Source organism: Paraburkholderia dipogonis, from assembly GCF_046027395.1.
GTDB lineage: Bacteria > Pseudomonadota > Gammaproteobacteria > Burkholderiales > Burkholderiaceae > Paraburkholderia > Paraburkholderia dipogonis_A.
This window is the reverse complement of record NZ_JAQQEG010000033.1, coordinates 32,615-49,514: the sequence shown is the minus strand read 5'-3', so window position 1 is coordinate 49,514 and position 16,900 is coordinate 32,615. Positions and strand designations below refer to the sequence as shown.

The 16,900-nt window shown below is 60.3% G+C and carries 24 protein-coding genes; 16 read left to right on the top strand and 8 right to left on the bottom strand.

Annotation, left to right across the window (positions count from 1 at the left end; genetic code table 11):
• Positions 1-1,124 precede the first annotated feature (1,124 nt).
• Positions 1,125-1,508, bottom strand: a complete 384-nt coding sequence (locus PQR32_RS29490; protein ID WP_408235317.1) for a surface-adhesin E family protein — start codon at positions 1,506-1,508, stop codon at positions 1,125-1,127.
• Between the two features lie 240 nt (positions 1,509-1,748).
• Positions 1,749-1,952, bottom strand: a complete 204-nt coding sequence (locus PQR32_RS29485) for a hypothetical protein (protein WP_408235314.1) — start codon at positions 1,950-1,952, stop codon at positions 1,749-1,751.
• A gap of 179 nt (positions 1,953-2,131) precedes the next feature.
• Here PQR32_RS29485 and PQR32_RS29480 point away from each other — a divergent pair, with 179 nt between their 5' ends.
• Entirely contained in the window at positions 2,132-2,506 is a 375-nt protein-coding gene (locus tag PQR32_RS29480) for a hypothetical protein (RefSeq protein WP_408235311.1), read from the top strand.
• Between the two features lie 84 nt (positions 2,507-2,590).
• Here the strand turns inward: PQR32_RS29480 and PQR32_RS29475 are convergent, their stop codons facing one another.
• The 3 genes from PQR32_RS29475 to PQR32_RS29465 all read right to left on the bottom strand — a co-directional run bounded on the left by PQR32_RS29475 (position 2,591) and on the right by PQR32_RS29465 (position 3,764).
• Positions 2,591-2,836 (bottom strand): hypothetical protein, encoded by a 246-nt coding sequence (locus tag PQR32_RS29475; protein WP_408235309.1) that lies wholly within the window; start codon positions 2,834-2,836, stop codon positions 2,591-2,593.
• A 77-nt stretch (positions 2,837-2,913) separates the two neighbouring features.
• Complete coding sequence (locus PQR32_RS29470; RefSeq protein ID WP_408235306.1) at positions 2,914-3,504, bottom strand: hypothetical protein; 591 nt, start codon at positions 3,502-3,504, stop codon at positions 2,914-2,916.
• 47 nt (positions 3,505-3,551) lie between these two features.
• Positions 3,552-3,764: a hypothetical protein gene (locus PQR32_RS29465; protein ID WP_408235303.1), complete on the bottom strand. Its 213-nt coding sequence runs from the start codon at positions 3,762-3,764 to the stop codon at positions 3,552-3,554.
• Between the two features lie 336 nt (positions 3,765-4,100).
• Here PQR32_RS29465 and PQR32_RS29460 point away from each other — a divergent pair, with 336 nt between their 5' ends.
• The 12 genes from PQR32_RS29460 (at position 4,101) to PQR32_RS29405 (ending at position 9,924) form a co-directional block, all read left to right on the top strand.
• Positions 4,101-4,469 carry a hypothetical protein gene (locus tag PQR32_RS29460; protein WP_408235300.1) on the top strand — a complete coding sequence of 123 codons (369 nt, stop codon included), beginning with the start codon at positions 4,101-4,103 and terminating at the stop codon, positions 4,467-4,469.
• A 33-nt stretch (positions 4,470-4,502) separates the two neighbouring features.
• Positions 4,503-5,018: a hypothetical protein gene (locus PQR32_RS29455; RefSeq protein WP_408235297.1), complete on the top strand. Its 516-nt coding sequence runs from the start codon at positions 4,503-4,505 to the stop codon at positions 5,016-5,018.
• A 64-nt stretch (positions 5,019-5,082) separates the two neighbouring features.
• Positions 5,083-5,265, top strand: coding sequence for a hypothetical protein (locus tag PQR32_RS29450; protein WP_408235294.1), 183 nt, complete (start codon positions 5,083-5,085; stop codon positions 5,263-5,265).
• 28 nt (positions 5,266-5,293) lie between these two features.
• Positions 5,294-5,953 carry a hypothetical protein gene (locus tag PQR32_RS29445; protein WP_408235291.1) on the top strand — a complete coding sequence of 220 codons (660 nt, stop codon included), beginning with the start codon at positions 5,294-5,296 and terminating at the stop codon, positions 5,951-5,953.
• Positions 5,946-6,242: a hypothetical protein gene (locus PQR32_RS29440; protein ID WP_408235288.1), complete on the top strand. Its 297-nt coding sequence runs from the start codon at positions 5,946-5,948 to the stop codon at positions 6,240-6,242. The genes PQR32_RS29445 and PQR32_RS29440 overlap by 8 nt, the downstream gene beginning before the upstream one ends.
• Positions 6,200-6,667, top strand: a complete 468-nt coding sequence (locus PQR32_RS29435) for a DUF3307 domain-containing protein (RefSeq protein ID WP_408235285.1) — start codon at positions 6,200-6,202, stop codon at positions 6,665-6,667. Before PQR32_RS29440 ends, PQR32_RS29435 begins: the two co-directional genes overlap by 43 nt.
• A gap of 87 nt (positions 6,668-6,754) precedes the next feature.
• Positions 6,755-7,780 carry a hypothetical protein gene (locus PQR32_RS29430; RefSeq protein ID WP_408235282.1) on the top strand — a complete coding sequence of 342 codons (1,026 nt, stop codon included), beginning with the start codon at positions 6,755-6,757 and terminating at the stop codon, positions 7,778-7,780.
• Positions 7,777-8,226 (top strand): hypothetical protein, encoded by a 450-nt coding sequence (locus PQR32_RS29425; RefSeq protein ID WP_408235279.1) that lies wholly within the window; start codon positions 7,777-7,779, stop codon positions 8,224-8,226. Before PQR32_RS29430 ends, PQR32_RS29425 begins: the two co-directional genes overlap by 4 nt.
• Positions 8,159-8,728: a DUF1643 domain-containing protein gene (locus PQR32_RS29420; protein ID WP_408235276.1), complete on the top strand. Its 570-nt coding sequence runs from the start codon at positions 8,159-8,161 to the stop codon at positions 8,726-8,728. The genes PQR32_RS29425 and PQR32_RS29420 overlap by 68 nt, the downstream gene beginning before the upstream one ends.
• A gap of 103 nt (positions 8,729-8,831) precedes the next feature.
• On the top strand, positions 8,832-9,005 hold the full coding sequence (locus PQR32_RS29415; protein WP_408235273.1) for a hypothetical protein: 174 nt from the start codon (positions 8,832-8,834) through the stop codon (positions 9,003-9,005).
• Entirely contained in the window at positions 9,002-9,646 is a 645-nt protein-coding gene (locus tag PQR32_RS29410; protein ID WP_408235270.1) for a type 2 periplasmic-binding domain-containing protein, read from the top strand. Before PQR32_RS29415 ends, PQR32_RS29410 begins: the two co-directional genes overlap by 4 nt.
• Positions 9,583-9,924 (top strand): pyocin activator PrtN family protein, encoded by a 342-nt coding sequence (locus PQR32_RS29405; RefSeq protein WP_408235268.1) that lies wholly within the window; start codon positions 9,583-9,585, stop codon positions 9,922-9,924. The genes PQR32_RS29410 and PQR32_RS29405 overlap by 64 nt, the downstream gene beginning before the upstream one ends.
• Here the strand turns inward: PQR32_RS29405 and PQR32_RS29400 are convergent.
• Positions 9,821-10,966, bottom strand: coding sequence for a tyrosine-type recombinase/integrase (locus tag PQR32_RS29400; protein WP_408235265.1), 1,146 nt, complete (start codon positions 10,964-10,966; stop codon positions 9,821-9,823). The two genes, PQR32_RS29405 and PQR32_RS29400, sit on opposite strands and share 104 nt — an antisense overlap.
• A gap of 186 nt (positions 10,967-11,152) precedes the next feature.
• Here PQR32_RS29400 and cobO point away from each other — a divergent pair, with 186 nt between their 5' ends.
• From cobO to bluB, 3 genes are read left to right on the top strand one after another with little or no spacing between them, the layout of a single operon-like run.
• Positions 11,153-11,758 (top strand): cob(I)yrinic acid a,c-diamide adenosyltransferase, encoded by a 606-nt coding sequence (cobO, locus tag PQR32_RS29395; protein WP_408235262.1) that lies wholly within the window; start codon positions 11,153-11,155, stop codon positions 11,756-11,758.
• Between the two features lie 3 nt (positions 11,759-11,761).
• Positions 11,762-13,060, top strand: a complete 1,299-nt coding sequence (locus PQR32_RS29390) for a cobyrinic acid a,c-diamide synthase CobB (protein ID WP_408235259.1) — start codon at positions 11,762-11,764, stop codon at positions 13,058-13,060.
• A complete protein-coding gene (gene bluB / locus PQR32_RS29385; protein WP_408235256.1) occupies positions 13,044-13,703 on the top strand; it encodes a 5,6-dimethylbenzimidazole synthase in 660 nt (219 codons plus the stop codon). Before PQR32_RS29390 ends, bluB begins: the two co-directional genes overlap by 17 nt.
• A gap of 12 nt (positions 13,704-13,715) precedes the next feature.
• Here bluB and PQR32_RS29380 read toward each other — a convergent pair whose 3' ends face one another.
• Together PQR32_RS29380 and PQR32_RS29375 are read right to left on the bottom strand one after the other, a co-directional pair.
• Positions 13,716-14,360, bottom strand: coding sequence for a DUF4136 domain-containing protein (locus PQR32_RS29380; protein ID WP_408235253.1), 645 nt, complete (start codon positions 14,358-14,360; stop codon positions 13,716-13,718).
• Entirely contained in the window at positions 14,357-16,858 is a 2,502-nt protein-coding gene (locus tag PQR32_RS29375; RefSeq protein ID WP_408235250.1) for a CHASE2 domain-containing protein, read from the bottom strand. Before PQR32_RS29375 ends, PQR32_RS29380 begins: the two co-directional genes overlap by 4 nt.
• Positions 16,859-16,900 lie beyond the last annotated feature (42 nt).

The following is a 16,900-nucleotide window of genomic DNA, read 5'->3' as shown; positions in this document are numbered from 1 at the left end:
CAGAGCACAGGAGCTTTTCGTGCGGGGGAACTGTTGAGGCTCTTCCGATTAACGTCTCGCAAGCAAGGCACCGTTCCATTTCGCCCTCCCTCTGGGACACAACCGACGTATGCAATAAGCATAGGTCATCCATATAGGGCCGGATCATAAGTGGTCGCAAACCGTCTGTGATTGATTAACAGCGCACTACATCGCCAACCTAGCCTGGAAGCAATCCAAAGTGCGGATCGGGTTTCTTTGAGACACGTCAGCGAGGGATGATCGTGCTGCAGCTCGACGAGATTCATAAATCGGCGTCCTGCGCTCGCCGCAACACGAACAAGGTCGCGCACGAATACTGCCGTTAGCATTTAGGTGTCGTTTCGCACACAACTGTAAAGCGCTGTGTCGAGTAGCGTCTAAGCCTTATCCAGAGGCGCTAGACAGGCTAGGCAGCGGGAATCCAAATAGCAAGTGATGAATGTCGGGAGGCGAATACGGCGCGATTTTCGCAACGTAAGTCGTGAAAAAAAGATTAAGAGGGTTTAGGATTACTCCTGAGTGCAGCAAACAGTGTGCCCTCAAAAAAAAGCGGCACACCTTGGGTCTCTCACAACTTTCAGGTGCACCGCTCGACTGCAACCACTTAGGAGTACTCGTGATGCCTAACTTCTACCTCGTGATGTCTTGGCTCTACGCAATGATGGCCGTGATGTACGCCTTCGGCGCACTCTACAACCATTGATTCTGCCTGCGGAGACGGCGGCCTTCTGCTTGCGCACAACTTCAATTTAGCACCAGGCAGACGCTTGTCAATAAGTATCGTTGTCGCTTTTCGTGTTTGATTGCGCGAGGGATTCGATCGCCTGCTGCCGATGTAAAATCGCGCGGCAGGAGGTTAGATCCCCTGCATTTTGCGATTTTGGGCCGCCAGGCGCCGGATCAACTCTTCGATCACGCCGCGCGCGGAAAGTTGTCGCCGGATGCGTTGCCTTCACCCCGCTCGACACTTCACGACACCTTCGACGGCGCGCTGACCGCCGCGCAGCCAGAAACGGAGCCGGCAATGACTGATTGGGAGATAGCGCGGTGCCGTCCTCGGATGCAGGGTGTGTTTTCAGTGGTGGATGCAGTCGCCCCTCTTTTTACTGCTGACAGACGCGCTTGGTCACAAAATCCGCCACGGAATCTGGCACAACGTCAGACCAAGGGCCATCCCCCGAAACCGAATCAACCGTACCGCCATCAGGCGCATAGTAGGTCACAGACCGGAAGCGCATGGAATTGACGCTGGCGTTACAGTGAACTGTGATCTGGCTGATGCTATAGCTATATGGTTTTTTCTTTTCGTGCTGGAGTTTGGCATAAGCGAATTTCTGCCATGTCTCGACATAATCTCCGGTGCGTGTAAGGCGATCTGCCGCAACAAAAATTGTCATGGTCGAGCTTTCGCCGTAGTTTTGCCAGTCGGTCGCGTGTGCAAAGCCGGCAACGCTCAGTAAGGCCAGTGCTAACAGTTGCTTTTTCATGTTTCCCCCGATGTTGCTATTTGTCGATCTAACGCCCCAGGAGCGCAATATTAGCGCGTCGCGAGACCACCGCATTGCGGTGTTAACGTCAAAAGACACGGAAACTTAAAGGCGAGCGCAAACCACTGCGGCAAGATAGTCAGAGTAATTAGACTTTCTCGCCTCGCACAGTCCAGGCAGCGCGAATCAAAATTCCACGGGAGATAGTCGGAGGGCGAATGCGGCACGAATCTGATCCGTCTACGAGACCAAGGTAAGGAAATCGGCCATCGTCATATCGGGCACCTCGTTCGCCAGAATGCCGAACACGATGCGGTCGTACTCCGCGCCGACCTTCTTGTCGAGGATGTCGCAGTACCCGTACTGCGCAGTGAGAATGGCGTCCGCAGTAGCGTCGGCCGCTTCGAGAAGCTTTTGAGCTTTGATCTTGTCTATGGGCTGCATATCGGCATCCGGGAACAAAACTTTAGCGGTATGCGCTGAAAAATCTGCTTACCATTCTCAGTGGCGTAGAGGATTCGCGGTGCTGCCGCATACTCTTTCGACAGGGTTACAATGCGCTCCACTCAGAGCCGGTCAAAGTCGTTGCCGGCCGATGCCACGTGTCATAAGGAGATGCTGGAATGGGAAACAACAAACAGGAGCGCTGGGTCGAATTCTCGCTCGAACAGGTACTCAAACACTTCGCGGAAACACGCATCACGCTCGAAGAAGGCGAGACGCTTGTGGATCATGCCGCGTATGTGGACTTGTCGAAGGGCTTTGTAGCGTTCAAGCTCGACACCTACGTCGCGCCGAAGGTTACGTCTGACCACGATTCGACCCGCGTTCGCGAGTGTCCGTCGTGCAAGAGGCCGCCACGACTCGTCACGACCTACCTCGACCCACGCTCCGAGAGCCATCAATTTGAGTGCGACAAATGCGAACTGACGACGAGCCCGGTCGATTCGATCGAGCAAGCTACCCAGTCGTGGAATACTGTAGTCACGAACTACTGATAGCCGCGCCACCTCGCCGCTTCACCAAGCGCTCCCTCGCCTACCTACGGCGTGAAGAGAGGGAGCGCTTTTCCTAGGCGCCCCCTAGCCGTTTCCGCGTTCATACCAATCATCGATCAATGACTTTGCGCCATCGATGACAGCGCCGCCAAAGTTCATAGCGCCAGCGTCAACCTTAAGCACGGTCTTGGAGTAGCCGGCGGGTAAGGGTTTGCTCACGTCGCCGTCCGCACGCTCGAACGCGACATCACAAATCCATTCTGTCGGCGTTTCGTTAATGCCCAAAAGAATATTGAAGCCGCGGTGCGCTTCTATTGGTTGAGGGGTCATGTGGACCTCCATTTGCAATCAAGAATCGTAGCACGGTCACAGCAGCACAACGAGCCGACGGTCGATGATCGATCGCCCTACTGCTGCTCGAGCACGTCAAGCTTTGCGCGAGCCTGCTGGATATTATTCTGTGTCGCTTCAGCGCACGCTCGAGCACGTGGAGTGATCTCAACCTCCAAACGGCGTTGGAGGTCTGAATTGTTCGGGTCAATCTGTATAGGCATGTGGAGGGGATAGATTGTACGGAGATCCGTCAGCACTTCCCGCATTGCCTTGACCCGATCATGTCCCGATATGCCAATGTCGTGCACTTCCAATGCCGCGATGCGATCTAGATGCTGTTGATGAAGAGTCGGGTAGTAAGCGGCAAGTTTAATGCCGGTATTGACCGGTCCAGCCTCATCAATCAGGCGGTCGACATACGCCATCACATCATCGGTCACGATACCGATTCTGTATTCAATTTCTGCACGCCTCGACCAGTATTCCAACTGGCGAAGGCATTGGTCCTCTCGTCGCTGCCTGAACGGGATGTAGATCGCGACTCCGATGCCGACCGCAGCACCGATCGCTTGAACCCATGACGCCGCAGATGCGCTATCTGACGGCGGAAATCTCACAAACCAGCCGACGACCACACCACCGAGCAGTCCGGCGCCGAACAGCATTGCCCCTTTCAATCGCAACATCCATATCCCTGCGTGGTCTGGTTGAGTTACGCCTTCCCGTCAAGCCAACTCTCTGCGAACTTCTTGGCATGTGCGATGGCCTCGTTAGCCGTCGAGAACACCGGCAACGCGTCGAATTTCTTTTCCGGGTGGTAGCCGATCTTTGTCAATACGACCTGCGCGCCGAACGTGCCATCGTCTGGTTCGCGTGGGGTGCAGTCGATTGAATAGCCGCGATGCTGAAAAACCGTTTTCATCATTTCAGCTGGCTATCGATGTACGCTTGCGCTTCCTGCTTGCCGGCTACGATGGCAGCAGCCTCCGTCGGAAAATCCACAGTCCCAATACGATTCACGGGATACGTGTCAAATCTCCATCGAAACGTCCCATTTTTCTGGGGAAGTGCCTCTACAGTGTATTTCGTGTTCTTGTGGGTGAACTGCACTTTCACACTCCCGGAGCGGTTTTGAGCGAAGGCAATCCTACAACATTGCCGCCCGGATGACTCCTTTGTAAAAACATCTTGCTTAAATATGCGTACATGGCTATTATTAGGCGTGTCATTAAACCAGTGTCGTGATCTCAAGGAGATAGCCATGCAACTCATAATATGGATGTTCCACCGATCAGATTTGTCTCGCTCGCGCGCCATGGTCGCGGAAATCGCCGAAAAGCGCCTCGAAGCGAAACGCAAACTGGATGAACTCGAGCGGAACGCGGCCCGAGCACTGGCTGATGCGCGTCGCGTCGAAGATGACGATTTCCGCATGAAGTTCGAGAAGCGGCTCACACCGCAGTCCGCTTTCCTTCCGTCGCTTGTCCCGGCAGGTGCCGAGCCAACGCCGTTTGACGCTTGGAAGTACGCTAACTCCATTGCCGGCCGTCGCAATCAAAAGCCCACCTTCAAGCCGGCGCAGCCGTACCCGGTCCGGGCACTCTACGTTCCGCGTGCGGCCGCAGCGTAAGCGGCGATCGACCATCACTCATCCAAGACAAGCATGGATACCAAAAATCCGTCGATCGTCGACACCGAGTCTTTCGACGATCGTCTGCACGGCATCATTGGTCAAGTCGTTGCCATCTGCGAAACAGAAGGCGCCACGGATCTGATTGCGCGCGTCAACGCCGCAGTGAAAGCCGAGTACGACGCCCTCGAAGCCGACGGCAAATTTCACATGGCCTTTCCAGGTTGTCGCATCGTTGGCGGAGTCGGTTTGATACCGCCGGGCCTACAGCAGCTGCACCTGATCCCCGCCACGGCCTTCCATTCTCAAGCGCGACATCTGCACGATGACCGCGATGCGTTAGCACTCGGCTTCTTCGGCGAATACGACTTGTACCTGCAAAGCCAGGGCGGTCTCCCACCTACCCTCCTTGCGCGGTACGGCGATCATCCCCCTCAGTACAGTTCGTTCAATCCGACATTCACCAAGCTTTCTGACATCGGCGCGGAATCGCGGCCAGTGTTTGCTGAAGCTCTAGCGAGGGCTCGCGCACTCTCCTTCATGCGGTAAAGCATTTGCGTGAATAGCCGTATATGCATACTATGAAGCTCACACACATATCGAGAGTACTGCAATGCCGAAAGAGCTTTTCACCGAAGAGATTCGAGAGCAGTTGAAAGCAAAAGGCTACGCCGCGGTGGTCGTGCAGGTCATGGCGCAATTCGGCCGAGTGCCGAACGAAATTGCCAGCCGCCACCGTTCGGTAAGCGCCGCGAACAGGCGCGCGGATGTGAACCAGCGCGTCGCGATTCTCTAACCTGAATGTCACGAGGCGGAAAAGCCCCATGAACGAAACAGCCATACCCGATTCGAGCGCTATAGCGGATGCGATGCTGAAGCGTACAGGTGAGACTCTACGGGAGCAGAAACAGGCCTCTACAGCGCATGAAACCTTCGCCGAGAAGGTAATCAGCACGCTGAAGAGCCTTGGTGCGCCGGAGATGCTGATCAGTGGTCAGAGGTCGTTGGACGCTATCAACGCCCTTATCAAAGCCGCCGAGGTCGAAAAATCCAAACCAGTTTCCCTGCTGCGATTGGCGTCCTATTTCCAAAACGAAGCTCCCGAGGGCGCGACGCCGCGGTACTCGGAAGTTGAGAAACAGTTCCATGGCGATCCAGATGTGTTCCCGCTCTTCTTTGGTGAGAAACAGCCCCCCGCAGAAAGGCCGGCCCCGATCCTCAAGGGAATCGGGCGATTCAACGGCGATGGGTGGAAGGACGTGACGAAAAAAGGCGAAGTGGTTTTTGTCTGGAACGCCGAACTGCCGAGACCGTACGCCAAAGGCCAATACCCGCGCATCGGTAACGAAGGCTGGTCTGCGAGCACCTCTCAGTACGATTTTCAAGTGGCTACGATCGATGAGGTTCAAGAGCTATTTGAACGACTCGCCGCGGCCGCGCAGCAATCCAGCGCGTGCAAAGTCGAGGTCCAGCCTAATGAATGAAGCCATAAAGCACCTGCAGGATGCCCTCTACCCGGTGCACGAGTCTTCGTACGTCCCGCCGCGTGAATACCGGACGTCTGTAGATAAACGCGACTTGCGTGCGTTGCTTGATGCAGTCACATCACGCGAGGAAGCCCCGAAAACGATACTCGACATTCGCGCAGATAGCGAGGAGAGCCAGCGCTTCCGAGAATGGCGCGACGGATTCAGGGCGGAGAACGGTCGAGCACCAGAGCTCGTTGACGCGTGGCAGTACTCCATTCTCGAATCTCAAAAGGTGAAGATCTGATGCGCGCCCTATACCTATGTTTCTCTGCGCCGGTCGCGGCGATCACGCTTTTCGCGTTCTGGATCTGTCACCCGGCTGAGCAATATGCGATCAGCTCCGCGCTCCAGGTCTTTGCAGCCCTGCTGATCGGCCATGTCATCGCCGATTACCCGCTTCAGGGCGACTTCCTGTCGCGGGCGAAGAACCGCTTCGTGCCGATTCCCGGCGTGCCGTGGTATCAGGCCCTCGGAGCACACGTTCTGATCCAAGGCGGAGCTGTGTGGCTGATCACTGGCATCTGGTGGCTCGGCATGCTCGAACTCGTCTGCCACGCGCTCATCGACGACACAAAGTGCCGCGGCGGCATCAGCTTCAACGTGGATCAAACCCTTCACATCCTGTGCAAAGCCGTCTGGACGTGCATCGCCATAGCCGTGCTGGCTTGAGACAACCATAACCCCGTTAGAGCGGCCGGTATGGCGCTCTCTTTTTATTCGCAACCAGAGCACTAGTCTCCGGTCAGGATCAATGACATGCCCACAATGACAATGAAAATGGCGCTCGCCAGCGCCGAAGATATGGAAGTCGCGTACGACCTGCTCGGGCTGCTCGACAACGTCGAGCGCGACTACTACCCCGCTGACGAGAGCGATGATGACGCCCCAACGTTCATCGATGTCGACGACTCGGAACATCTGCGCCACGTGTATGGGCGCCTGAAAGCGATTATCGATCGTCGCGGCAGTGGCGCGCTTCACCGCGTGGTTGGCGGGTTCTCTACTGTTCGCTATGAGAAGAACCAGATCCTCGACCTGACGCAAGACGTCGTGGTAATGCATCCGCGTCTAACAGCTGCATTGGAGGCAGTCGAGAAGCTGGCACAGATTCGCGCGTCCATCGTCGCGTACTACGAGAAGGAGGATGACCATACCGGGCGCCGCGCAGCCGAAGACTCGACCGAGGTGCAACTGGTCGATGATCTGCTGGTGCTGCTGAATAACATGGACGCCTTGACGGTGTCCGCCGGCGGCGATGCGGAACGCGCGATCGAGCGCGCGCGGCTAGCCGAGTCCCGGCTTGAGAGCGCGACCCAACCGCTCGACGAGCAGATGGCGCGCTTGAATCAACGCGTGATCGAACTCAACGCCGAGAACGAAGCGCTCCGCAAAGTCCAGTCGTTCCAAGCCCGCGTGCAACCGTGGATGCTGGAATGCTTCGGCCCGGTGATCGCAGCCGACAAGATTGAGCGTAATCACCGGTTCTTCGAGGAAGCAACCGAGGCTGTGCAGGCCAACGGAATGACGCGCAGCGAGGCGCATCAGTTGGTCGATTACACATTCGGTCGGCCGGATGGCGAGCTCCATCAGGAAATCGGCGGCGTTATGGTGACCTTGGCTGCATTGTGTTTGGCCAGCGGCATCGATATGCATGCGGCCGGCGAAACCGAACTCGCGCGCATCAACGTTCCCGAGACTGTGTCGAAGATCCGCGCGAAGCAGGCGGCAAAGCCGAAACACTCGCCGTTGCCTGAGGCGCCCGCAGCACAAGGCCAATCATGAGCGCGCGAGCCACCCATGCGCTGATAGCCCGCGCGGCGCGCATGATCCAGCGCAACGCTGACTGTCTGCGTGAATGTCACGCGCCGCGCGGTGATTGGGGCGCAGAGCGCGAGACGCAGCAGATTTACGACGAAGAAGTGCGCACGGCGAATGGGTTGCGCTCGCTGCTAGCGCCAGCCCCCGCGAAGACGCCACCCGAGATTCCAGAGGGAGACGTGCTTATCCACCTTGCTCGAGTCGTCGGGCTTCGAGATGTCATGCAATGCATCGACGCCAAAGGGGCAAAAGACCTACTCTGGAAGTTCCTCGCCGCGGCGATCGCGGTGATGGACGAAACTGGCGTGGTTGACGCGGAGTTCGTGCTACAGGCCATCAACTATGCTGATGACCTTGCAGTCGCGGAGCACATTCATTCGGACAATGGAGCGCGCCATGCTCTCACCTGAAACTGAGTTCGCCGGAGGAAGCGCGATTATTAGCGAGTGCGGCCGGTACCGGTATTCGCTCGAACGAAGCGGCGACGCGCTCACGGCCGGCGCTGATCGTGCGGCATTTGTAATGCTTAACCCGAGCACGGCCGATTCCACGTTAGATGACCCCACGATTCGGCGATGCCGCGCCTTTGCAAAGCTTTGGGGCTGCGATGGGGTCATCGTTGGGAACCTCTACGCCTTTCGGTCCACAGACCCAAGCGCTCTCTGGGCGTGTGACGATCCAGTAGGTCCCGAGAACGACGACCATCTTTACACGCTCGGCATTTGCCCCGGTCGAATCGTATGCGCGTGGGGAGCCAATGCTCGCGAGGATCGCGTACGAGCGGTTGTGAGCCTGCTCAGAGACGTTGGGGCATCCCTGCTGTGTCTTGGCGTCACTAAGTCGGGAGCGCCTCGCCACCCGCTTTACGTTGCATCGGATCAATCGCTTGTCGAGTGGGTGCCGAATATTTAGCAGCACGCGTTTTTTTGACTTGCCATAGCCATATACGCGTATTAATAGGCGCAACTATTCCGTCTCAAATGGTAGTGAAACGGGTAGTCGAAGGAAACAGGACATGAACCCACGCATGACAATGCGGCGGCTCGACAAGCCCCGCGAAGGCGACCGGAAGTTGATAGGCGGCGTCGAACACGTACGCCGGCGCAAGCTACTGCTGAACCGTCGCGGACAGCCAGTTGGCTACGATCGCTGGCTCGGCTTCGATTGGTTCGTTTGGGAGCCGGCATGATCAGCTCACAACTACCACTCGACCCGCAATGGCTGCTTCACCGCCCTATCGCCGGCCCACGCAATGGCCACATAGGCGAGCAGGTTTTTTGTGAGAAGTGGCTCGAGCTGCAGCAGCGCGAGGTCGAATTCCTCGAGGTCGACGAGCCCGAACACACGATGAATCTCGATCGAATCTTGCGCCACGTCCAGTTGCCAGAAATTGGCGAGCGCGAGTGCTCTGTCGCTGCATCGTGGGCCTGCTACCTCGGATGCAATATCGGCGCCTCAGTGATCCATCTCGGTGATCGCATGCGCGCAGGCGCCGGCGACTATCGGCGCTTCGTCGCAGCTTGGGCGATTCACAACACCCGCTCCATCGGAGTCAACGGGGGCTATCGAGCGATCGAAATCATGCTCGCGTCGGCGGACCACCTCAACACCGACCCGTTTTCGTATGGTGGGCTCAAGCGGGCACCGGACCTTTCCCTCACGGACTATGACGTCATTGAGCACCTATGGCTCTGGCTTGGCACGGATGAGGGCACGGCATGGCTTGATGACTGCCAGTGTGAGATTGATCGCCGCCAGGCCGCCGCATGGCGCGCAGAAAATGCATTCAACAACGCCACCAGCACCAGCAACATCGCAAAATCGGGGTAAGAATGGTGTCCACTCTCAAACGCCTTGAATCACAGTTCAACGCCCCACTGCTGCCCGCAGAGGTGGTGCGCGCCAATTTCTTTCCCCACCTTTCCGCGGACATATTCAATCGACGCGCGCGAGCCAACGATCTGGGCTTCCCGGTCGTCACGGCCGACCGATCACAGAAGGCCGCTATGTTCGTCCATATCGAGGACTTGGCGTCCTATCTGGATTCGCGCCGTGTAATTGCAGTACGCGAGCACGCGAATCTTTCGGGGGCTGGGCAGCCTGCGTGACAAAGTCAAGCCACTTCCAACCGGCGTACTTATCTCCGGTCTGCCGGACGTGGCTGTATCGCTGAAGGCTTTCCCAAGTAACGTGCCCCGTGACGGCCGCGACGTGCGGAATCGTCCAACCCATCTCAAACAGGCGGGAAGCCGCTTCATGGCGAAGGTCATGGAACGTCAGATCCTCGATGCCAATCACCTTACACGCGCGTGAGAATATCGTCGAAACCGACGGTGCGTTGTACGGAAAAATGCGTTCATCCATACGCGGCTGCGCCTCAATGATGCGCATCGCCTCCGGCGTGAGATCGCAGTAGACATTGTTGGTCGCTTTTTTCTCCGGGTCTTTCATTTGCCGCACAAGCACGCGGCCGCGCTCCAAGTCGCTCCAGAGAATCCGACACGTTTCGCCCTGCCGGCGTCCGCTAAATATCGAGAAGACAATCAACGCGACCATAGGCACGCCACCAGGTTGGCGCTCTTCTGTGGCCCTGAAGTATTTGAGTATCTCGTCCAGCTCTGTCAAAGTGGGACGGCGTGTCCGCTCCTTGGATTTTGCAGTTATCCCCAGCTTCTTTAGGACGAGCCTCGCATCTTCGATCTGCTGTTTGTCCAACGGGTATCCCCATGCCGCTGGGGCGACCTTGAACACCGGCGATAGATGAGACATATAGGTCAAGCGAGTGGCTGGACCACACTCTAGTGTGTTCGCCCATTCAACCAGCGCAATGCTCGTCACGTCGCTGCACTTCAGCTTGCCGATCTTCGACGCAGACACCATCTCAAGCACCCGGCGCTTTGTCTTCCCCATCGGCCCAGCGGACTCGGCAAGGTACTTGGTGACCACAGCCGACAACAGAGGATCTGGCCCTGCGTTTAATGCGCCCGGCCTCTGAAGTTCTGCCTCGCGCGAGGTCATCCACTTCTGAGCGATCGCCTTTCTCTCAAACGTTTTTGACTCGCTGTGCACAACCTTTCCGCTCCGTTTTAGGCGGATCTGCGCGGTGTACACTACGCCGCTCTTTGTCGTGCGCGGTGTGATAGTTCCCATTGCTTGGTCTCCCAGTGCTTATGGGCAAAATATTAGCACCGATTTAAGCACCGCCGAATAAAATAAGCACCAAAATAGTCGTATATGATTGATAATAGTACAACATGACTCATTCAATTTTAACCAAGAGTCTCGATTTTAAAGGCCTGTAGGCCCGAAACCCATATCAGACGGACATCTGCAGAAATGGTAAAGACCGACCCCGAATCGCATCAACGCATGACCGAGCGCCGCCGCGAAGGCCACGAGAAGAAACAGGCCAACGCCACCGTCGAAAAAGGTCTGCTGATCGTCAACACCGGCACCGGCAAAGGCAAAACCACCGCAGCGTTCGGCATGGCCGTGCGCGTGCTGGGCCACGGCATGCGCCTTGGCGTCGTGCAGTTCATCAAGGGCGCGCTGCACACGTCGGAACGCGACTTTCTCGGCGCGATCGCCAACTGCGATTTCGTCACGATGGGCGACGGCTACACCTGGAACACGCAGAACCGCGACGCCGACATCGCGACCGCGCGCAAAGGCTGGAACGAAGCGCGCCGCATGATCGAAAGCGGCGACTACCAGATGGTGATCCTCGATGAGTTGAACACCGTGCTCAAGTACGAATACCTGCCGATTGACGAAGTCCTGTCGGTGATCAACGCGCGCGCGCCGATGCTGCACGTGGTGGTGACCGGCCGTCACGCGCCGGACGCATTGATCGAAGCCGCCGACCTCGTCACCGAAATGCGCATCGTCAAGCATCCGTATCGCGAGCAAGGCGTGAAAGCGCAGCGCGGCGTGGAGTTCTGAGCGATGGCCGCGTGCCCCGCCCTGTTCATCAGCGCGCCCGCTTCGGGCCAAGGCAAGACCACGATCACCGCGGGTCTCGCGCGCTACCATCGGCGGCTGGGGCGACGCGTGCGCGTCTTCAAGACCGGACCGGACTTTCTCGATCCGATGATTCTGGCGCGCGCGAGCGGCGCGCCCGTGCTCTCGCTCGATCTATGGATGGTGGGCGAAGCCGCCTGCCGCACGCTGCTCGCGCAAGCGGCCGCCGAAGCCGATCTGATCCTGATCGAAGGCGTGATGGGTTTGTTCGACGGCACGCCGAGCAGCGCCGATCTCGCCACCACGTTCGGCGTGCCGGTCCTCGCCGTGATTTCAGCGAAGGCGATGGCGCAGACTTTCGGCGCGGTCGCCTTCGGTCTCGCGCAATTCCGGCCGCAGGTGCCGTTTTACGGCGTGCTCGCCAATCGCGTCGGCTCCGCGCGGCATGCGCAGATGCTGGAAGAAGCGTTGCCGCCCGGTTTGCGCTGGTGCGGGCACATTGCCGCCAGCGATGAAATCGGGTTGCCCGATCGTCACCTCGGCTTGCATCAGGCGGACGAAATCGACGATCTCGACGCACGGCTGGATCACGCCGCTGACACTTTAGGCCATACCGCGCTCGCCGAATTGCCGCCGCCGGTCGAGTTCGGCGCGCCTTTATCGGACGTCCTGCCGCGCCTGCTGGACGGCAAGACAATTGCGATTGCACGCGATGCGGCGTTCTCGTTCGTCTATCCGGCCAACGTCGCGCTGCTGGAAGCACTCGGCGCGCAAGTCACCTTCTTCTCGCCGCTCGCCGACGAAGCACTGCCCGAACACGCCGACGCTCTGTATCTTCCGGGCGGCTATCCTGAACTGCACACCACCGCGCTGGCCAGCAACACGCGCAGCGCGGCAAGCATTCGCGCGCACGCGGCTGCCGGCAAACCGCTCGTCGCCGAATGCGGCGGCATGCTCTATCTGCTCGACCAGCTCACCGACACGCACGGCGTGAGCACGCCGATGCTCGGCCTGCTGCCCGGCCACGCGACCATGCAAACGCGCTTCACCGCGCTCGGCATGCAGCAGATCGACAGCCTGCACGGGCCGATGACCGGCCACACGTTTCACTACTCGAAGCTGAACACGTCGCTCACGCCGCTGCGTTCAGCTACCCGTCCGCAGGGCGACGCGCCCGGCGAGGCCGTCTATCGCGCCGGGTCGATCGTGGCGACTTACATGCACGCTTATTGGCCCTCCAACCCGGCCTTCACGGCCGCCCTGTTCCATGGCGAAGCCTTTTAACGATTCCGAGCGCGACGCCGTCTACCGCGCGATTTACGAACGCCGCGACATGCGCCATTTCGTGCGCGGTCCGGTCGACCCCGCCGTGCTGCAGCGCCTGCTCGACGCGGCGCATCACGCGCCGAGCGTCGGCTTCATGCAGCCGTGGCGAATCGCGCGCATTACCGATCCCGCCCTGCGGACGGCCTTGCATGACACGGTGGAGAACGAACGCCTCGCCACCGCCGACGCGCTCGGCAAACGCCGCGAAGAGTTCATGAAGCTGAAAGTGGAAGGCATGCTGGACTGCGGCGAGCTGCTGGTGATGGCGCTGATGGACGGACGCGAGCGCCACATCTTCGGCCGCCGCACCTTGCCGGAGATGGACCTCGCGTCGGTGGCGTGCGCGATCCAGAACATGTGGCTGGCCGCGCGCGCCGAAGGTCTCGGCATGGGCTGGGTGTCGCTGTTCGACGTCGACGTGGTTCGCCGACTGCTGCACATGCCCGAGGGCGCGCGCCCCGTGGCGATTCTGTGCCTGGGCCACGTTGACCGGTTTTATAGCGAGCCGATGCTGGAAACCGAACGCTGGGCGAGCCGCCTGCCGCTCGCCGACTGTGTGTTCGAAAACCGTTGGCCGGAAGACAGCAACGCGCCGGATTGATCCCGACGCGCGTTACTGCTGAAGCGGCTTCACCGACATCACTTCCGGCACGCCGCTCGACTCGTCGGCGCGCAGTTTCACGCGCCAATCCGGCGGTGCATCGAAGGGAAACCTGGCCAGCGCGCTTTTGACGAGCGTCGGCATGGCATGCAGCGGATCCGCGTCGCGGTCGCTGCTCACCGCGCTGACTTTGTAGACCTCCTGTCCGCTCGCGCGCTCGAAAAACCGCAGCGTCAGCGCATGCTGGTACCCAGGGCCGCCGAACAGCGAGAACGGTGTTTCGGGCGGTCGGGCACAGTCGCCCGACGTGCAGCCTTTTTCACCGACGCCGATTGTCGCCGGGCGCGTGTCGTACGCCACTGAGAGCAAATAACGCGCGGGCTGCCCCGTCGTTTCGACGAAGCCCTGTTTCGTCAACTCGTCCATCAACAAGGTTTCGAACTGCGGATGGTCCGCGCTGGCCTCTTGCGACGGCATGCGCGCGATCGTGTAGGTCCGTTCGCCTTGCAGCGCGGCGGCCGCGTTCGCGGCGTCGGCGGTATGCACGTCGGCGCTCAGGCCCGCGCAACCGGTGAGACTTGCCGCGGCCAGCGCGGCACAGATCAGGATTGCTTTCACCATCTTCTCGCTTCGATAAGGTGCGTGTTCATGCGTCATGTCCGCGGCGTGAGGGAGGCGCCGGATTGCGCGTCTTCGAGCACCGGCAGGCAGATCGTCAACGCCGTGCCCTGGCCGGGCTCGCTGGCCACCTCGACATCTCCGCCGTGGCGCGTGACGACCGTCTTGACGAAGGCCATGCCGAGTCCCGCGCCGCCCACTTCGGGCCGCTCGGTTTCGTGAAACCGCCGGAAGCGCTCGAACAGCCCCGCCTGCTGCTCCTTGGAGATGCCATAGCCCTGGTCGCGAATCGTGCACGACACGCGCCTGGCCGCGCCCGGCACGCCCTTCGGCGTCAGGCTCGCGAGGCTGCACACGATCCGCGTATCCGGCGGACTGTACTTGACCGCGTTGTTCAGAATGTTGACGAGCGCACGCGTCATCAGCGAACGGTCGGCGCAGATCCAGTGGGCGTCGTCGGCTGCATCGGCAGCGACGGTCTCCGTGTGCAGCGCGATGCGTTTGGCGTGCGCCTGCGGCCAGACTTCGTCGCTCGCGTCGATCAGCAACTCAGTCAAGCTCACCGGTTCGAGCACGTAGGTTTGCGATTCAGCGCGCGCCAGTTGCACGAAGTCGTCGGCCAGCGTGAGCGCGCGCTGCGCGTAGCGTTCGATACGCTCCAGCAAGCCGCGCGCGAGCCCCGGCTCACTGCGGGCGCGCTCGATCTCCACCAGCGCGAGAATCGACGCCTGCGGCGAGCGCATGTCGTGCGACAGCAATCGCAACGCGTCTTCCCGCTGACGCTCGGCCGCATGCAAGGCCGACACGTCGACAAGGCCCGCGATCCAGCCAGTGGTCTCGCCCTGCTCGTTGGTGCAGTTCGCGTAGCGCAGCAAGTGGTCGCGCTCGTGGGCGTCGCGCACCTCGACGCCGTGCGCCATCAGCGCGCCGAATTCGTGGCGCGCCGGATCGAGCGGCGCCGGCCAGTGCGTGCGGGCGAGCAGATTGTTTTCGGCATCCGACGTCGCGTCGCCGTCGATCGTCTTCACGAGCGTCAGGCCGCCCAGCACGGCCTGCATCGAACGGCCTTCGGGGAGCGGCGCGCCGAGCCGCGCGAAATGCGCCTTGGCGGCATGGTTCGCGATCAGCACGACGCCGCGCACGTCGCTCACGAGGATCGGCTCGGGCATGCTGTCGAGGCTGTCCCACACGAAACGCTTCATGTCCTGCACGCGCTGCGCGGCCTGCGCCATCAGCGCCATGTGCTGCTCCAGCACGTCGCCGCCGAACTCGCGGCGGCGCTGCGGCGTTTCCGGCAACAGATGGGGTTCGTCGGCGAGACGTTGCAGTTCTTCGCGCAGATACGCCATCGTCATTTCGAGGCGCCGCCAGTTCCAGATCGGATAGACGGCCACGAGGCCGACGATCGCCGGCACCGGCGACATCCAGAGCCGCGCGCCGTACAGCAAGGCGGCGCTGCCGGCCGCCGCGAGCAGACACAGTGCGCCGGTCAGCAGCAGCGAACGGCGCGGCGACAACACAAGAAATCCGGCCAGCAGCGCGGCAAGCGGCGCGAGCGACACCGCGAACAGAATCCACGGATAGACCGGCTCGATCTCGCGGCCGGTGAGCAGCGTATCGAGCACGTTCGCGTGGATATACACGCCGGGCAGCGGGCCGAGTCTGCCGGACACCGGCGTCGCGAAGCGATCGTACAGGCCCGACGCGGTCACGCCGATCAGCACGATGCGTCCGCGCAACTGGTCCGGCGTCACGTCGCCGGCGAGGACGCGCGCGAAACTCAGTTTCGTGTAGTTCTGCGCGCTGGGGCCGAATGGGATCAGGAAACGGCCTTCGCCGCCGTCGTCGGCTTCGGCTTCGGCTTCGGCTTCGGCTTCAGTCAGAGCGTGGCTGGGTTGCCAGCCGTTCAGATGGAGCGAGCCATGCTCCACCGCCTGGGCGACCGGCACCATCAACTGCGGCCAGCGTGAATCGGCGTCGCCCTCGTACCGCGCGACGCTGCGTACGATGCCGTCACTGTCGACTTCGAGATTGATATGGCCGAGCCCCGCCGCCGCGTGCGCGAGCGGTGCCACCGGTTCGACCACGACGCGGCGGCCGCCGTCATCGGCTGCGGTAAGCAACACCGGCAGATAGGTCGGACTCAGCGCGATGGCGCGGGCGAGTTCGGCGTCTTGCGGATTGGCCTCGGTGAACAGCACGTCGTAGATCACCGCGGCGGGCTTCGCGCTCGCGATCCGTTCGAGCAGCCTGGCGTGGACACTGCGCGGCCACGGCCAGCGGCCGAGTTGGGCGATGCTCGCGTTGTCGATTTCGACCACCACGATATCGCGCAGCAAAGGCTGCGCATGCAGGCTCAGAAAACGGTCGTAGACCAGTTGATCGACACTCGCGCTCAGGCGGCCGAGCGAACTGAGCAGAATCACCACGATGCCGAGACAGCCGATGCCCACCCATTCGATCAGGAAGCGGCGGCCGGCGCGCCGTCCGAGACGGGCGCGCGGATCGAGGCTCAGGCGCGTAGGTGTGGTCGGCAAAGGGTTGCTTGGTTCGAAGCCAGGAAGCGGGCTGATGCACGG

What these genes read in the sequence shown, in the direction of transcription:
- PQR32_RS29455 (WP_408235297.1), top strand. Translation starts at nt 4,503, where the DNA reads ATGGATACCAAAAATCCGTCGATCGTCGACACCGAGTCTTTCGACGAT.
- PQR32_RS29400 (WP_408235265.1), bottom strand. Translation starts at nt 10,966, where the DNA reads ATGGGAACTATCACACCGCGCACGACAAAGAGCGGCGTAGTGTACACC.
- PQR32_RS29450 (WP_408235294.1), top strand. Translation starts at nt 5,083, where the DNA reads ATGCCGAAAGAGCTTTTCACCGAAGAGATTCGAGAGCAGTTGAAAGCA.
- PQR32_RS29475 (WP_408235309.1), bottom strand. Translation starts at nt 2,836, where the DNA reads ATGACCCCTCAACCAATAGAAGCGCACCGCGGCTTCAATATTCTTTTG.
- PQR32_RS29380 (WP_408235253.1), bottom strand. Translation starts at nt 14,360, where the DNA reads ATGACGCATGAACACGCACCTTATCGAAGCGAGAAGATGGTGAAAGCA.
- PQR32_RS29480 (WP_408235311.1), top strand. Translation starts at nt 2,132, where the DNA reads ATGGGAAACAACAAACAGGAGCGCTGGGTCGAATTCTCGCTCGAACAG.
- PQR32_RS29415 (WP_408235273.1), top strand. Translation starts at nt 8,832, where the DNA reads ATGAACCCACGCATGACAATGCGGCGGCTCGACAAGCCCCGCGAAGGC.
- PQR32_RS29470 (WP_408235306.1), bottom strand. Translation starts at nt 3,504, where the DNA reads ATGCTGTTCGGCGCCGGACTGCTCGGTGGTGTGGTCGTCGGCTGGTTT.
- PQR32_RS29410 (WP_408235270.1), top strand. Translation starts at nt 9,002, where the DNA reads ATGATCAGCTCACAACTACCACTCGACCCGCAATGGCTGCTTCACCGC.
- PQR32_RS29490 (WP_408235317.1), bottom strand. Translation starts at nt 1,508, where the DNA reads ATGAAAAAGCAACTGTTAGCACTGGCCTTACTGAGCGTTGCCGGCTTT.
- PQR32_RS29460 (WP_408235300.1), top strand. Translation starts at nt 4,101, where the DNA reads ATGCAACTCATAATATGGATGTTCCACCGATCAGATTTGTCTCGCTCG.
- PQR32_RS29405 (WP_408235268.1), top strand. Translation starts at nt 9,583, where the DNA reads ATGGCGCGCAGAAAATGCATTCAACAACGCCACCAGCACCAGCAACAT.
- PQR32_RS29485 (WP_408235314.1), bottom strand. Translation starts at nt 1,952, where the DNA reads ATGCAGCCCATAGACAAGATCAAAGCTCAAAAGCTTCTCGAAGCGGCC.
- bluB (WP_408235256.1), top strand. Translation starts at nt 13,044, where the DNA reads ATGGCGAAGCCTTTTAACGATTCCGAGCGCGACGCCGTCTACCGCGCG.
- PQR32_RS29430 (WP_408235282.1), top strand. Translation starts at nt 6,755, where the DNA reads ATGCCCACAATGACAATGAAAATGGCGCTCGCCAGCGCCGAAGATATG.
- PQR32_RS29420 (WP_408235276.1), top strand. Translation starts at nt 8,159, where the DNA reads ATGCTGATGACCTTGCAGTCGCGGAGCACATTCATTCGGACAATGGAG.
- cobO (WP_408235262.1), top strand. Translation starts at nt 11,153, where the DNA reads ATGGTAAAGACCGACCCCGAATCGCATCAACGCATGACCGAGCGCCGC.
- PQR32_RS29440 (WP_408235288.1), top strand. Translation starts at nt 5,946, where the DNA reads ATGAATGAAGCCATAAAGCACCTGCAGGATGCCCTCTACCCGGTGCAC.
- PQR32_RS29390 (WP_408235259.1), top strand. Translation starts at nt 11,762, where the DNA reads ATGGCCGCGTGCCCCGCCCTGTTCATCAGCGCGCCCGCTTCGGGCCAA.
- PQR32_RS29425 (WP_408235279.1), top strand. Translation starts at nt 7,777, where the DNA reads ATGAGCGCGCGAGCCACCCATGCGCTGATAGCCCGCGCGGCGCGCATG.
- PQR32_RS29445 (WP_408235291.1), top strand. Translation starts at nt 5,294, where the DNA reads ATGAACGAAACAGCCATACCCGATTCGAGCGCTATAGCGGATGCGATG.
- PQR32_RS29465 (WP_408235303.1), bottom strand. Translation starts at nt 3,764, where the DNA reads ATGATGAAAACGGTTTTTCAGCATCGCGGCTATTCAATCGACTGCACC.